Genomic DNA, 15,063 nt, shown 5'->3' with positions numbered 1-15,063 from the left:
AAAAGAAGATTTCGAAACTTAGTTGCATTTTAGAGAATTTATTCTAATTTGCGCTTATATGGAATGGGAAAAGATCTTAAGGGACTCAGTAAGGGACGGTTCAATCAAGGAATTGTATCTCAGGAGAGTTCCCACCCTGAAAACCTGCGATGACTGGAATAAGGTAAAGGAAATAGGTCTGATCGATCATAAAACCAAATATGCCCATTATAAGGGTGGATTGGTTAAATTTGGGGAAGGTCTTTTTTTCGTGAGCGAAGAAAGGTTACAAGCCCTGGCTCCATTCCGCAAATGGGAATTCAAAACCAAAATCAAAGTCACTCCAGACTGAAATAAAATCCCGGGTATTTTTTCCATGCCAAGGCGCTAAGGAAAGAAGGTAGAACTCGAGATCGCGAGCCTAAATATCTTTATAAAAAATAGAAAGGAATCTTTTCTGCTTTGCGGCTTCGCGTGGAAACGCTTTCGAATTATCTAGTTAAATTGATGATCAGGTTCAGTTTTTCTGCAACTGTGATCACATCTTGGACACGGGTTTTATCCACAAGTACTGCGGTTGGTCCAATCTCGTCCAGAACGATCTTCTTGCCTTTGATCTGACCAAGTAGAAGTTCCATCACGTTCTGGTCTTTCGTGCGAACAAGAACACAATCTTCTGCGACTTCGACCACTGGCAGGTTTCCGCCCCAGTCTTCTAATAAGAATAGAAGGTTTTGGGCGAGTTCCGCTCTGCTAGAAGCTTTTAAGAAGTCTACGAACTCATTCGTTTTATATCCCAGAAGAATTCCCAATTGGTATGCTTCTTTGGTCAGAACGAAAGTATAAACTCTGTCGTAGTCTTTGAGTTCTGTGAAAGCTTTTAAAAGATGAATTCCGTAAATAGAAACTTTTTCAGGGAACGCGATCACGGAGAAGTCCGGGTTGATCGTGATTCCACCCTTCTCCGTAGCTCCGGCAAGCTCTCCAGTTTGGAAGAAATATTCTCCCAGTTTGGAAAGTGTGAGGAAACGGTTCGGGTATTCTACTTCTAATAATCCGAATAAATGCAGATAGAAGATCGCACTCATGATCTCTTTACGAAGATCCGCCAGATCGGTCTGGAAATTTTTAGTGCGGAAGCCAGGGCTGAAGATCAGATGTTCCCTGATAATATTGGAGAAAATAACAGAAAGATGGATACGTTTGGACTTGATAATCAAGTTCACACATTTGTCCAAGATCATCTTATCATAAAAAGGCATTTCCGTAGGTTGGAACACTTCCGGAGGATTGACTCTTTTCATTCTAGCCTCGTTCACCTCATGGATGACGAGTTTCATGATCTCGAAAATATCCTTACTTAGGAAACCGTCAAGGTCCCCTCTCAGAATAATATTTTCCCCTTTGATATCTGCCAGGTTCAGAAGTTTCAAAATAGGAAGTATAAGTTCCATTTGATAGATCTGGCTTTTTTCAGGAAAAATGCTGATGTCCGGATTTAATAATTCCTGCTCAGTTCTTTTATGATCCGCCTGTTTTACCTTGCCGGACTTTGCAAGAACCAAGCCCTTTCTGCTAATATAAGAAAGAAGCTTTTTGGTATTTAAGAAGAAGTCTAGCTCGTTAGTAGCGAGTTTTTCCTGTCTCTGGCGAGTTCCTTTTTTTACGGAAGGAAGGATCGGATTATTTTGGATATATTTTAAAAGTTCTTCAGGAAGAGCGAAAATTCTTACGAACTTCTCCTCTACAAAACAAACATCAGCGATCATTCCTTTTTCAACTAATGCAGGAATGATTGTCTCGTATTTGCCTCTGCTCATTACGATAAAACTTCTGATATCGTCCGCGTCAGCAGCTCCACCGCTTAGATAGATCCTGACTACAGTATCTCTTTCCAACTCGGATAAGGATTGAATAGCCGACTCATACGCCTCGTCAGAGGTCGCGTGAGTGATAAACTTGCGGATACTGTCGATCTTTGCAGGAGCCTTTACCGCCTTCTTCCATTCATTGGAAATATCAGTCAGTTTCTTGCGATCTAGAAGTTTTTCGACGGAGACTTTGTATTTGTCCCCTTTCAGGTTTTGGTCTAAAGATACAAGTTCAGCCAGCTCGTCATAAGCATGATACTTATCCAGGTTATTGGTAAGTCTCTCTCTGTTTTTTCTTTGGTATACGAGTTGGTATTTGCGGAGAAGGTTAAGTTCCATCTCCACGTTAATTGGAGGAATGTTTACTTTACGAGAGATCTCTCCCAAAGTGAGAACATTCTTATTTTTTAAGATAGAAGTATAAATATTAACTTGGAGAACAGTGAGCTTTTCCAGCACACCTTTGAGGTAGAACTCGTCCAGAAAACTATCGAAAAGGAACTTAACGTTCTTATTCTTTTCTTTGAACGGAAGCTTTGGAATATTCCAAAGAGCGGCTGTCTTCTTTAGGTCGTTCAGTTCGAGTTTTTCTAATTCTTGCAATAATACTGATTCGCCACTCATACTACTGACCGAAATTCTCGTTCGAAAGCCATACTCTAATTCTCGCCGCTCCCGTAAACCAAAATACAGTTTTCTCGACGGAACATGCTCAGGTAGACCCAAGTACCTTTCTTCCGGTTCCTTTATTCCATAGACGTTCTTTTCTCCCTGATTTGGATTGTGTTCCTTTCAAGTTCTCTTAATCTGGAGCTGAAATGCCAGGATTCCTAGACCAACTTCTGCAAGGGGTAAACAGCGCTAGTCGTATAGTGACCAGTAGTTATGTTTTTTCCACCAAAACCCTCCTTCTTTTAAAAGATTTGGCAACAGGGGGAACTAGTTCCCGTAATATTCCAGTTCGATTGAGAGAAGCGTTTGAAGAATTAGGCGCAACGTATATTAAATTGGGCCAGTTCATCGCTTCTGCCCCTTCTCTATTCCCTGAAGAGATCGTAACAGAGATGCAAAAATGTTTGGATTCAGTAAGACCCCTTCCCTTCTCTGATATCCAAAAAGTATTAAAAAAAGAACTGGGTAGAGATTACCAAAAATTATTCCAAAGTATTGACCCAGTCCCAATGGCATCAGCGTCTATCGCACAAGTCCATTCAGCAGTTACAAAAGATGGCCTGGATGTGGTTATAAAAGTGCAAAGACCAGATATAGAAGGCGCATTAGGAGCTGATCTCAACCTTCTATTCTTAGCTTCCAAACTATTCGAAATATTTGTGCCCGGTCTGAATAAATCAGGACTTTCAGAAATGGTGGGAATGTTCCAATCTTCCATCTTAGAAGAAATAGATTTTATAAAAGAAGCAAACAATTGCGAAGAATTTGAGAGATATCTTCTATCTTCTGGAGAAACCAGAGCAAGAGTTCCTAAAATTTACAGAGAACTAAGCACCAAAAAGGTTTTGGTCATGGAAAAATTCTACGGTGCTCCCATCACGGACGAGGTTTCTCTTCGAAAATTCAGCAAAGATCCTTCTAAAACACTTTCAGATGCACTTGAGATCTGGTTTTCTACACTTTCTAAATCTGGATTTTTTCATGCAGACGTACATGCAGGAAATCTAATGATCCTGAGAGATGGAACAGTGGGCTTTATTGATTTCGGGATCGTAGGAAAAATTTCATCCAAAGTCTGGGAAGGTTTGATGATCTTTTTAGAAGGACTTGCATTGAATAGGACCGACAGGATCGCAAATGGCCTGGTCCGTATGGATGGAACTGCCTCGGGCATAGATGAGAAAAAGTTAGCCAAGGATCTCGAGACAGTTTTTGACCAAATGAGCAAGATGGTCCTGGACATACAAATGGGAGAGTTGGACGCCTTCGATGAGAAGAAGATGAATACGATCCTTTTCGAGTTCAGAGACATTTCCGATCGAAATGGATTGAAGATCCCTAAAGAGTTTGGACTTCTCATTAAACAAATCTTATACTTTGATAGATATATCAAATCTTTCGCACCTGAATTAGATCTGATCCGGGACAGGGAAAAATTTATAAAATGAAATCCAAACTTTTCGAATTAGAAGAGGGAGAATCCGGAAAAATTACCGGAATTAAGAATGAATCTGGAAAGACGGGACTTGTCCGAAACCTTTTAGATATGGGTTTTCTTCCAGGAACTAAAATCACGGTGGTCCGAAAATTCCAGGACCAAAACAAAATGATCGTGAAATTGGGCCTTGTCCAATTGGCCATTCGAAAATTAGAAGCGGATCTTCTGGAATTGAATTAGTTTATGAAATTATTAAATACTGAAATAAAAACTCCGGAACACAAAGCTGAGAAGTTCCGAGTTTTACTCACGGGAAATCCAAACTGCGGGAAATCTACATTATTCAATAGACTAACAGGGCTCAGACAAAAAACAGGAAACTATCACGGTGTCACTGTAGAAAAAGCAGAAGGAACCATTCATACGGAAGATAGATCCGTTCACATAGTAGATCTTCCAGGAGCTTATAGCCTAGGCGGAGAATCAGAAGATAAACAAGTAACAACTCGCATCTTGCTCTCGAAAGAAACAGAAGATAAATTAATTTTTGTATTAGATGCAGTTGCAATCGAAAGAGGACTCCAATTTTTATTACAGGTATCTTTTCTCAAGATACCAATGATAGTTGCAGTCACAATGAACGATACCTTGGAAAAGAAAGGTGTTCATTTAGATCTTAAGGTTTTATCCAAAACATTCGGAGTCCATTTCTATTTTGTAAATCCAAGATCGGGAGAAGGTGTAGATATTTTAGAAAAAGTTTTAATAGACCCTTCTTCTTATAAGATCCCTGATCCAGATTTTTCCTGGGACAAAAAAAGGACCGCACTCATTGAATCTGTACTTTCTAAACTTTCAATAAAGGATCCGGATTCTGTTCGTTTCGTTTTAGAAAATAGTTTTAAGGAATTTAGCGGAGAAAGTTTACAAACAGGACTCCCTTCTTCTACTTTTTTCCCGGAAAAAACCAGAGAATTCATTCGTTCCGAATGGGAAAAATCTAAATTAGAATTTTCTTATGGAGAAGAACTAGTCCAAAGATCCATCTGGATCAAAAAACTTTTGTCTAAAGCAGTTTCCGGTTCTGAGATCACCGAAAAAGGGATTTTAGGATTCGCAGATAAAATACTTCTGCATCCAATCTGGGGACTTACGATCTTTTTAGGGATCATGGCACTCGTATTCCAATTCTTATTCACCTGGTCTGAAGTTCCCATGGATTGGATAGAAGGAAGGATCGGAGATCTTGCGGATTGGACAGGAAATTATTTACCAGAAGGTCCAGTGCGATCCCTTATCCAAGAAGGAATGATAGGTGGAGTAGGAGCAGTTTTAGTATTCATTCCTCAGATCAGTTTGCTTTTCCTATTCATAGGGATCATGGAAGAAAGTGGATATATCGCAAGAGCTTCCTTTCTTATGGATAGATTTATGGGAAGATTCGGGCTTTCTGGAAAATCATTCATTCCATTACTTTCGAGCGCTGCATGTGCAGTCCCTGCGATTATGGGGACAAGAACCATCGAAAACAAATCGGATAGACTCACTACGATCTTAGTTTCCCCTCTTATCACATGCTCCGCCAGATATCCAGTTTATATTTTAGTAATTGGAACAGTCTTCTCGGCGGAACCTGTTTTTGGGATCTTCTCCCCTAAAGTTCTAGCGTTATTTGGTCTTTTCTTATTGGGAATGTTTGCATCAATGGGGGCTGCATTCTTATTTAAAAAAACCTTTTTTAGATCTGAACCTGCTTACTTTTTGATGGAGCTCCCTAGATACCAATGGCCTTCTCTCAAAAGTTTATTTTTTACAGTTTATAAGAAGATCAAAGCATTCATTGAAAATGCAGGAAAAGTAATCTTATTTATTTCTATCCTACTTTGGTTCTTAGCTAACTATCCAAGGGTAGAAGGATCCAAAACCGAAAACCTTAGCGCTTCCCAAACAAAGTCCTTACAAATTTCTGAATCTTACGCAGGAAGAATGGGAAAAATGATGGAGCCGGTGTTAGAACCAATCGGTTTCGGCTGGAAGATGGGACTTGGGATCATCACTTCATTCGCAGCGAGAGAAGTAATGGTATCCACATTATCCATCGTATACGGAGTACAAGGAGAAGATTCTGAGGACGAAAATCTCAGATCCGCACTTAGAAAAGATAAGGATCCAGAAACAGGAAAACCGGTTTGGACAATTGCAAGTGCTCTTAGTTTACTCGTATTTTTCGCATTTGCCTGCCAATGTATGTCTACTCTTGCGGTTGTAAAAAAAGAGACAAATTCTTTGTTCTGGCCGGTTTTTATGTTCACTTACATGACAGTTCTTGCATATACTTCTTCTTTTTTAGTTTTCCATTTTTCTAAATTTTTAGGCTGGAATTAATAATGATCAGAAAACTTCCTCTAAACCTTAGGATAATTTTATTTTATTCTTTTTGTTTTTTGATCCTTCTCACTGTTTTTAGATTTGCCCTACTATTTATCTATTTTTCTAAACTGGCAAATTCTCCGATTAGCGAAGTGATTACCTCCTTTTTGATCGGAATACGTTTCGATCTATGTGTGATCTCTATAGTTGTAGGATCGTCTTGGATCTTATCTTCTTTTCATTATCTAAATCGTTGGAAAACCTACAGATATATTTGGGGAATTCTACCCATTCCATTATTCTTATGGATGACGGGACATTTGATAGGAGACACAATCTATTTCGGGGAAGCAGATAAACATCTAGGTTATGAAGGTTTTGTATTTTTAGGAAAAGATCTATTAATACTAATAGAAGCCGCAGTAAAAAATGACACTTTAAAAGTTGTCCTCGGGCTGATCGGAATATTCACGGGACTTCCCGCATTAATTTATCTTTTCATAAAGTATAATGGATACCAATATTCTCCTGAAAACAAAACAAAGGAATTGGCGCAAATCCCCATCTCCATTCTTTTACTACTGCTTCTTTTCCGAGGCGGGGTCCAACCAAGGCCATTAAGATCCACAGAAGCAATCCATTCAGAAAATCCTTTCTTAAACCAACTTCCTTTGAATGGCGTATTCACCACAATCATGGATCTAAAATCCAAATCCATTCTTCCAGAATTACAAATGTCTAAAGAAGAATCGATTCGGATCGTACAAAAAGAAATCGATTATCCAGGCGCGAATTTTATAGATCCTGAATATCCACTTTTAAGAGAAACTTCAGAAACTAGAAAAGAAACTCCTCCAAATATAGTTCTTATTCTTTTAGAAAGCTGGACTGGAAAATTCCTGAAACCAAACGGAGATGGAATCGTAGGAGGAAAAGAACTCGCTCCTAATTTTAATTCGCTTGTAAAGGAAGGTAGATATTTTCCTAGATTTTTTGCAACTGGCGGAAGAACTGTAAACGGACTCATGTCAGTTCTCACTGGAGTTCCTGATCGACCTGGCATCACAGTTGTGAGGACACATCAAGTTTTAGGAAATTTCGGAGGATTAGGCTCCTTGCTAAAAACTTTGGGTTATTCTACTTACTTCGTTCATGGTGGAGATGTAGGATTTGATAATATGAGTTTTCTTTTTCCTCATTGGGGGTTTGACACAATCATTGGAAAAGAGGAAATCGAAAAAACCAGAAAATATAAATCGGGAGCCTGGGGATTCTATGATGGAGATGTATTAGAAGAACTTCATGCAACCATCTCAAAAGCAAAACAACCTTTCGCAGCAGTTAGCTTAACTCTAACGACTCATTATCCGTATCAAGTCCCGGAAACAGGACAAAATCCATATCCGGAAACAATGAAGGATTCTGATTATTTTAATACTTACTCGTATTCGGATGAGTCCATCGGCAAATTTATGGAGAAGGCAAAAAAGTCTCCTTACTTCCAAAATACTATTTTTATATTCGTGGCGGATCATACTCACCATAGAGATCTGAATCCATTCGAAGATCGTAATATTCCACTTTTAATCTATTCTCCTAAATATATTAAACCAGGATTGGACTGGAAAATTTCCTCTCAATTGGATGTGATCCCAACTATCTTAGGGCTTGTAGGAAAGAAGATACAATTTTCTTCCTTCGGCAAGGATCTACTTTCTAATTCGTCTCAGGCCAGAACCGGCAGTTCTTATTTTGCGTTTTCTAGCGTAATCGGTTGGATAGAGAATGAATACGCTCTTTATAGATCCACGGAAGCTGAACTAAGAGAAGTTTATCCTATGCCTTGGAGCGAGAACAAGTCCAAGTGTGCATCCATCAAGGAAACCTGTGACGAGTATGAACAGAAGGCAAAGGCTTTTCTAAATCTAAGCTATGAACTTCTGAATACGAATCGGATCTTTCCAGAGAAGTGAACTTTAATCCTTCCCTTTCCGGCCAGGTATTCCGATCCTAGTCTTAAGGGTGCGCCCTTTTATTTCAGGAGAAAGAATGTCTTTTTCGAAAAGTTTTCGTTTGGAAGAAAAATGGGAAATTGGTCCAGATTTTTCCCCGTTTATAATCGCTGAGATCGGATTGAATCATAATGCAGATCTGGAATTAGGTAAAAAAACGATCCAGGCTGCGAAACAAGCGGGAGCGAACGCTGTAAAATTCCAAACCTATAAGACCGAAAATTTTTTAGATATTAAAAATCCTAAGGCGAAAGTCCTCGTAGATATTTTTCAAACTTACGAACTTTCAGAAAAACTACATATTGAATTCCAAAAAACAGCAAAAGAAGAAGGCCTCTTCTTCTTCTCCACTCCTTTAGACCAGGGAAGTGTAGATCTTTTAGTAAATATAGGAGTGAAAGCTCTTAAGATTGCGAGTGGAGATATAGTAAACAAACAACTTCTTCAAAAATGTGCAATGACAGGACTCCCATTATTTTTATCGAGCGGCGCTGCAGAAGGTTTCGAAGTCATTCGTGCATTAGAATATCTGGAATCTGAAAAAGTAAAAGATCTAGTACTATTCCATTGTGTTTCTCTTTACCCGACTCCTCCTGAAAAAGCAAATTTGCAAACCTTGGAATATTATAAAAATATATTCAATGGCCCTTTAGGTTTTTCAGATCATACCGCAGGAAGTCTCGCGGGTGCATTAGCAGTATCACTCGGTGCAAGCGTTTTAGAAAAACATTTTACTTTAGACAAAGCCCTTCCAGGCCCAGATCATACAATTTCAGTAGATCCTTCTGAACTAAAATCTTATGTAGAAAATGCAAGGATTGCATTTCAAATGAGAGGAGAAAAGAAGAAGGTTGTGCAACCTCAAGAATCAGGCGGCAGATTTTTTGGAAGAAGAGGATTATATGCAGACCAAAACGGAAATCCTATCTCACTTCGCCCTGATCTAAGCCAAGAAGATAAAAGATATTTTGATTCTTGGAAGTTAGATGAGGCAAATTCCCTCGTCAAACAAGGTAAAGGACCAAAACCGGGAGAATCTTTCTTATCTTAATATGATCCGAAAAATCTGTCTTTTATTTACAGCCCTTTCTTTCGGTATATCTGCTGCTCCTAGGTCTTATGGATCCTTGGGTTCCGAAGTAGATTTTTTGGATTTCGGAAAAGTAACTGTAGCGCCCTTTTCTTATTCAGTATCTTCTTCTTACGATGAGGAATACGGTGCATTCAATCTATTTGATTCCAACCCTAAATCCTATTGGTATTCTTCGGGAGAAAATAAACCTGAATGGATTATAGTAGATTTCGGTTCCAAAAGACTGATCAATTCGATCGAAGTTTTAGTTCCCATGTTCCGTGGCAAAAGAGCAACGGATGAATATGAGATCCAGGTTCTTCACCAAGAAAACTGGAAAACTATTTTCAAAAATGATAAAGTCGATCTGGTAAACCAACATAATCTTCCTCCAATTGATGCATCCATTCTTAGATTATATTTTCCTAAAAAAGAAGAAAAGAACATAGTAATCGGTGAATTTAAGATCTTGCTGAATGGAACTGTACTCAATTCAGTTTCCAATAAATTCACAGGATATCAATATCCAGTTCCAGATGGACTTCTTCCTGAAAAAGATTACCAACTTCCTGGAGCGCCCAGAGAATACAGAAATGGGATCCACAAAGGATTAGATATTTATTATAAACGAGAAAAGGTCGGACCGCCTAGACGTTTAACCTTCAACGATGTTTTGGTTTCTCCTGCGGATGGAACAATTATCCGCGCGGATCTAGATTATTCTCCAATGACACTTTCAGAATTCCAAAAATATTCTACATTAGCCCAGAAAAACGGGGTCACTTATGTAGAAAAAGATTTTGGAGGAAGACAGGTTTGGATCGATCATGGAAACGGGGTTATGACCTCTTTCAATCATCTTTCTTCTATCAAAAGAGGGATTAAACCTGGTGCAAAAGTAAAATCAGGCGAAGAGATAGGTAATGCAGGAAACTCAGGTCTAATGGGAGAAGCAAAAGGAAATGATGAAAATATCCATTTGCATTTCGAGATCTGGGCAGACGGAGAATATCTAGGAGCAGGAGTTCCTACCAACCAGATCCGAAAACTTTTGCAGTTTTTCTTTTCTAAATCGAACTTGAATTAAAGAATTCCCTTAGATCTTAAGTAAGCCAGGATTTTTACACCAAAGAACCAGGTGATCCATCCCCCTACTGCTGCAAATGTGTAGAGGAAAGAGAATAATAATCCGTATTTGATAGTCCACTCTAAGGATATTTTACATTTCTTTAAAAAAGTAATAAATCCTCCAGCGACTGCACCTGTTTCTTTTAATGTAAATTTGATCGTGCAAAATTCGTTCTCTTGATCGAATTCTCCTAACTTCACTCCTAGGTCTTGGATCTTACCTTCTATTTCTAAAATTTCTTTTTCTAAAGAAATCAATTCTTCTATTTTACCGTTTCTACCTTTTAAACTCAAAAGTCCTGCTTTAGATTTTTCTAAAGAAATCCTGGTAGCAGTGATATTTTTGTATTCGTTTGTTTTATCTGTTTTATTCACAGAAATTGAATCTATTGTGCCTATAGTCTGTATAGATTCTACCACAGAATCAAACTTGTCTGGGTTAACTCCTATACCCAACTGCAATGTTCTTTTGCCAGCAAGACCAGATCTTTGTTCGTATTGGATCACACCTTTTACATCTTCTACCATCTTACGAGTTTTCTTTTCGTTTTCATCAAACTCAGAAGTTTTGGAAGAAACTGCTGCTACCTTCTCATATTTTTGAGAAGATGCAGAAATTGGAGCCTTGTCCTGAGGCGCATAAAATTTTTCAGAAGCGTAATTCTTACGCCCATAATCAAAATTGATAGAAGAACCTTGTTCTTGGTTTATAATATTTGTTTCAGGACCGACTGCATAACTGTAGATAAGTCGAAATATAAATAGAAATGCAAAAATACCCGCAAATACGAGTGAAAACTTTTTAATAAATTTAGAAACGCTGCTGAATTGTTCCATCCTACCCTACTTTTTGACTGAAAGATCGATTTATTGGACCCTTGCTGCTTCGGATCTGATCCTTTGTAATAGGTCAGATTCTACTAAATTTCCTTTATATAGTACTTTTTTATAATAAGAATTTCGAATATGAACCTGTTCCTCTTCGGTTAAGGACCAGTTCGGAACTTCTTTCCTTAATCTAAATGCAAGGTGGGAAAGTACAATTGCCACTGTAACTGAAATATTATAACTTTCTGTAAAACCGTACATAGGAAGTTTAAGGAATACGTCTGCTTCTCCCATTGAGTAAGAAGATAATCCTTTTTCTTCTGATCCGAAAAGTATGGCACTAGGTTTATCCAAGGGTAAAGTATCTAATTCGTAAGAATTTTCTAATGTATGAGGAGAAGTTGCGATTACACGATAACCCTTCTCCTTTAAACCGCTTATACAATGTCTAGTATTATCGAAATTTGGCTTTTGGTATCGATGAATTTGGATCCATTTTTGAGCGCCTAGAGAGATACCTTCATTAGGTTTATAAGAGTTCCGATTTTCTACTACGTGCATTTCAGTTAAGCCTAAACATTCGGAAGTTCGTACGGGAGCACTAGCATTATAAGGTTGGAATATATCTTCCATTACAATTGTTAAGTACTTTGTACGAAAAGAAGCGACTTCTTGGATCTTGGAGACCTTCTCCGCTGATATTAAAGTTTTAAAATATTCTTCTAACTGTTTTGCCTCTTCTAGATTTATAAAATTTGAATGTTCTTGGGTGAGTTTCATGTTCAAAATGTTTTATTTCCTAGACAATTCCTGAGTGAAAATTGGAAGCAGTCAAAATTTCACTAAACATAAGAATAGCAATTATGTACAACAAGATTTATTTTTTGCTTCGAGGCTGTTTCTAAAAGAGTTAATATAAAAAATCCGGAGAAAATAAAAAAATTCTAAAGTTTTTTTAAAAAGGGATTGTACTTTGTTTCCGAAAATCTATTATGTCCCCTATCTTGTCGGTGGTGAAGGAAAATGCCCGAGCAATTACAAAAGATTCTGAATAATATCAAGGAGTTCTTCAACTCTTTAGATACGACAAAGAAACTGATTTTAGGTGGAGTGGCGATCACTGTGGTCGTTGCCTTAGGGCTTCTGACAACCGTTTCCTCTCAAAAGAACAAGACTATCTTGTTCCAGAACATGACTGCGAAGGATTTCGCAGAGGTTACCAAAAAATTGGACTCCATGGGCTATTCTTATAGCACTGGGGACACAAGTATCGTGAGTGTGGATCCGGAACAAAGGCAAGAGATCATCACTAAACTTGCCCAAGAGAACCTGATCCCTGCGGGTGTGCAAGGATGGGAACTCTTCAACGTGGAGAAATTCACCGAGACACAGTTCGACAAGGACATCAAAAAGTATAGGGCATTAAAAGGAGCCATCGAGCAATCCTTGATGACACTAAGGCCTGTAGACAAAGCATTCGTAAACATTGCAATACCGGAAGATGAACTGTTTAACTCGAATGCTTCTCCAGTAAAAGCCTCAGTCATTTTACATTTTATCCCTGGAGTCGAAGGGATTTCCAAAAAAGAAGTTAAAGGTATCGTAAACTTGGTTTCCAGAGCGGTCCCTAAACTCAAACCGGAAAACGTAGTAGTCGCAGATGCAGACGGCAAGATCATCTCCGACTTCGAAGAAGACTTAGAAAAAGAAAGATTAGAGCTTAGAGTTGTACAAGAAAAATTGAGGATCCAAGAAGAACAAAGGATCCAAAGATTGATCGATGTAAGAAACACTCTTCGTTGGTTTTTAGGCGGAGAAGATAGAGTAGATATCACTCGCTTTGAGTATATGTTGAATTGGGACAAGGAATCTTATAAAGATAACCAAGTTTCTCCAGTAATCGAAAGACCGGATGATCCAAATACTCCTTACTCTGAATTAAAGATCGTAGACGGTTATAGCTTAAAAGTTTCTTCCAAAGAAACCAGCGAACAATTCACAGGAAGAGGTTTCACTCCGGACGGACCAGCTGGAACAGAGCCTAACCTTCCTCCTGGTTATAAAGACACTGATTATCAAAAAGCAGATTATAAGAAAACTGAGAATATTAATAACTTCGAATTTAACAGAAGAGTAAGCGAAGTCCAAAAACAACCTTGGAAGATTGAAAAAGTAAATCTCTCTGTGGTGGTTGACGGTCAGTGGACTAAAAAAGAGAACGCAGACGGAACAGGTTACGACAGAACTTATATCCCAGTTTCTGACGAAGACATTAGAACTGTTCGTAAAAACTTAGAAGCAGCAGTAGGTATAGACAAAGCAAGAGGAGACCAAATCTCCGTAATCAGCATTGCTAAAGATCGCTCCGCTCAATTCGCTGCAGAAGACGAAGAATTAAGAAAACAGAAAGCGATCCGCCAAATGGTAATCGCATCGTTAATCATAGTATTATTCTTAATACTCACTATCCTCATCTACAGAGCGATCAAAAAAGAGATCGCAAGACGCCGCAGACTCCGCGAAGAAGAACTTGCAGCAATGCAGCAGATGATGAGAGAAGCAGCTCTCCGAGTCATGGACGACGGAAGCGCAGAAGTCGAACTCTCTCTGGACGAAAAACTCAGAAGAGAACTTCTCGAAAACGCGATCAATCTCGCCAGGGAAAAACCGGAAGAAGTCGCACAACTTCTACGCACCTGGTTATCTGAAGAGGAAGCGACCTAATGAGTATCCTGTCCGGAAAAAGAAACCGGGCGGGACAGCTCCTCCGAATCCTGGGGGAGCATCTTCCCCCGGAAGTGTTTCGCCACCTTGGGCCTCAGGACACATCGAAACTTTTAGAAAGTTTTCACAAGTCCAGCAAAGTAGAAGCGAAACAAGAAAGAGAACTTTTAGGTCACTTCTTAGAAGGACTCTCAAGCGTCCCGAAAGAAGGAATCGATCAAGACACCTTGGCTTTAATCCAAGAACTCGAAACGATCTTAAAAGAAGATTTGGTTACAGAGCCAGAATGGTCCGAGGAACTCAAATCTTATACCAAGGAAGGACTCTCCAAGATCGTAGCCGGAGAATCTGCAGACAGGATTGCACTCATATTCTGCTACGCGGATCCGGATACTTCTGCCAGAGTATTAGAAGAATTCCCGGAAGAGACCCAGGAGGAGATCCTACTTTCTATCCGAAATTTGGACCTTTCTTCTGCGGGACTTATGGACTCATTGGAGAGGTTTTTACGTTTCAAAAAGGAAGTCCTGAAATCCCCTCAGTCTGGAGTTCCTACCAGAGATAAGGGTGGCAAAAGAGCCGCGGAACTTTTGGGCAAATTGGACCCACAAGATTCCCAGAAATTATTCTCCAGGATACGCGAAAAGAGCCAGTCGTTTGCCGAAAATATAAATAAGCATTTCTTCCGAATGGAAGACCTAATGGATCTAAGCCGAGAGGCCCTAAACAGGTTTATGGGAGATATCCATCCAATCGTGACCGCGACAGCTTTTAAAGGCACCGAACCGGAAACGAAACAGGTTTTACTGGAAAGGTTAGATCCTTCTCTTGCCTCCTCCATTCGTTTGGAAGAAGATTCTATGGGCCCGGTTTCCCTCGCAGAGATTGAAACCGCTCAAAACGGACTACTTGAAATTTTTAAGGAATCCGTAGAATCAGGAAGAATCAAGTTCCGGAGAAAGAACTAAT

General features: G+C 39.1%; 12 protein-coding genes. 9 read left to right on the top strand and 3 right to left on the bottom strand.

The window, feature by feature from the left end:
- The first annotated feature begins 58 nt into the window (after positions 1-58).
- Positions 59-331, top strand: coding sequence for a hypothetical protein (locus EHQ52_RS14570; protein ID WP_010515454.1), 273 nt, complete (start codon positions 59-61; stop codon positions 329-331).
- 139 nt (positions 332-470) lie between these two features.
- On the opposite strand, the gene EHQ52_RS14565 is transcribed toward EHQ52_RS14570, so the two are convergent.
- Positions 471-2,474 carry a helicase gene (locus tag EHQ52_RS14565; RefSeq protein WP_135615918.1) on the bottom strand — a complete coding sequence of 668 codons (2,004 nt, stop codon included), beginning with the start codon at positions 2,472-2,474 and terminating at the stop codon, positions 471-473.
- 194 nt (positions 2,475-2,668) lie between these two features.
- Between EHQ52_RS14565 and EHQ52_RS14560 the strand changes: the two genes are divergently transcribed.
- From EHQ52_RS14560 to EHQ52_RS14535, 6 genes are all read left to right on the top strand, one after another.
- Positions 2,669-3,970, top strand: a complete 1,302-nt coding sequence (locus EHQ52_RS14560) for an ABC1 kinase family protein (RefSeq protein WP_135615917.1) — start codon at positions 2,669-2,671, stop codon at positions 3,968-3,970.
- Positions 3,967-4,200: a FeoA family protein gene (locus tag EHQ52_RS14555; protein ID WP_135615916.1), complete on the top strand. Its 234-nt coding sequence runs from the start codon at positions 3,967-3,969 to the stop codon at positions 4,198-4,200. The genes EHQ52_RS14560 and EHQ52_RS14555 overlap by 4 nt, the downstream gene beginning before the upstream one ends.
- A 3-nt stretch (positions 4,201-4,203) precedes the next feature.
- Positions 4,204-6,345, top strand: a complete 2,142-nt coding sequence (gene feoB / locus EHQ52_RS14550) for a ferrous iron transport protein B (protein ID WP_135615915.1) — start codon at positions 4,204-4,206, stop codon at positions 6,343-6,345.
- 2 nt (positions 6,346-6,347) lie between these two features.
- Positions 6,348-8,303 carry an LTA synthase family protein gene (locus EHQ52_RS14545; RefSeq protein ID WP_135615914.1) on the top strand — a complete coding sequence of 652 codons (1,956 nt, stop codon included), beginning with the start codon at positions 6,348-6,350 and terminating at the stop codon, positions 8,301-8,303.
- A 76-nt stretch (positions 8,304-8,379) separates the two neighbouring features.
- Positions 8,380-9,393: an N-acetylneuraminate synthase family protein gene (locus EHQ52_RS14540; protein ID WP_135615913.1), complete on the top strand. Its 1,014-nt coding sequence runs from the start codon at positions 8,380-8,382 to the stop codon at positions 9,391-9,393.
- Position 9,394: 1 nt separating this feature from the next.
- Positions 9,395-10,501: a M23 family metallopeptidase gene (locus EHQ52_RS14535; protein WP_135615912.1), complete on the top strand. Its 1,107-nt coding sequence runs from the start codon at positions 9,395-9,397 to the stop codon at positions 10,499-10,501.
- Here the strand turns inward: EHQ52_RS14535 and EHQ52_RS14530 are convergent.
- Positions 10,498-11,379 (bottom strand): DUF4349 domain-containing protein, encoded by an 882-nt coding sequence (locus tag EHQ52_RS14530; RefSeq protein ID WP_135615911.1) that lies wholly within the window; start codon positions 11,377-11,379, stop codon positions 10,498-10,500. The two genes, EHQ52_RS14535 and EHQ52_RS14530, sit on opposite strands and share 4 nt — an antisense overlap.
- A gap of 30 nt (positions 11,380-11,409) precedes the next feature.
- A complete protein-coding gene (locus EHQ52_RS14525; RefSeq protein ID WP_135615910.1) occupies positions 11,410-12,150 on the bottom strand; it encodes a TrmH family RNA methyltransferase in 741 nt (246 codons plus the stop codon).
- 243 nt (positions 12,151-12,393) lie between these two features.
- On the opposite strand from EHQ52_RS14525, the gene fliF reads away from it, so the two are divergent.
- Positions 12,394-14,094: a flagellar basal-body MS-ring/collar protein FliF gene (gene fliF, locus EHQ52_RS14520; RefSeq protein ID WP_135615909.1), complete on the top strand. Its 1,701-nt coding sequence runs from the start codon at positions 12,394-12,396 to the stop codon at positions 14,092-14,094.
- Positions 14,094-15,062 carry a FliG C-terminal domain-containing protein gene (locus EHQ52_RS14515; protein ID WP_135615908.1) on the top strand — a complete coding sequence of 323 codons (969 nt, stop codon included), beginning with the start codon at positions 14,094-14,096 and terminating at the stop codon, positions 15,060-15,062. Before fliF ends, EHQ52_RS14515 begins: the two co-directional genes overlap by 1 nt.
- Position 15,063: the final 1 nt, after the last annotated feature.

Origin of the sequence: Leptospira koniambonensis (genome assembly GCF_004769555.1) — a bacterium.
GTDB lineage: Bacteria > Spirochaetota > Leptospiria > Leptospirales > Leptospiraceae > Leptospira_B > Leptospira_B koniambonensis.
The sequence above is the reverse complement of the archived record's forward strand: the minus strand, read 5'-3'. Positions and strand labels throughout refer to the sequence as shown.

Coding starts and splice junctions, on each gene's coding strand:
- EHQ52_RS14570 (WP_010515454.1), top strand. CDS start 59: ATGGAATGGGAAAAGATCTTAAGGGACTCAGTAAGGGACGGTTCAATC.
- EHQ52_RS14565 (WP_135615918.1), bottom strand. CDS start 2,474: ATGAGTGGCGAATCAGTATTATTGCAAGAATTAGAAAAACTCGAACTG.
- EHQ52_RS14560 (WP_135615917.1), top strand. CDS start 2,669: ATGCCAGGATTCCTAGACCAACTTCTGCAAGGGGTAAACAGCGCTAGT.
- EHQ52_RS14555 (WP_135615916.1), top strand. CDS start 3,967: ATGAAATCCAAACTTTTCGAATTAGAAGAGGGAGAATCCGGAAAAATT.
- feoB (WP_135615915.1), top strand. CDS start 4,204: ATGAAATTATTAAATACTGAAATAAAAACTCCGGAACACAAAGCTGAG.
- EHQ52_RS14545 (WP_135615914.1), top strand. CDS start 6,348: ATGATCAGAAAACTTCCTCTAAACCTTAGGATAATTTTATTTTATTCT.
- EHQ52_RS14540 (WP_135615913.1), top strand. CDS start 8,380: ATGTCTTTTTCGAAAAGTTTTCGTTTGGAAGAAAAATGGGAAATTGGT.
- EHQ52_RS14535 (WP_135615912.1), top strand. CDS start 9,395: ATGATCCGAAAAATCTGTCTTTTATTTACAGCCCTTTCTTTCGGTATA.
- EHQ52_RS14530 (WP_135615911.1), bottom strand. CDS start 11,379: ATGGAACAATTCAGCAGCGTTTCTAAATTTATTAAAAAGTTTTCACTC.
- EHQ52_RS14525 (WP_135615910.1), bottom strand. CDS start 12,150: ATGAAACTCACCCAAGAACATTCAAATTTTATAAATCTAGAAGAGGCA.
- fliF (WP_135615909.1), top strand. CDS start 12,394: ATGCCCGAGCAATTACAAAAGATTCTGAATAATATCAAGGAGTTCTTC.
- EHQ52_RS14515 (WP_135615908.1), top strand. CDS start 14,094: ATGAGTATCCTGTCCGGAAAAAGAAACCGGGCGGGACAGCTCCTCCGA.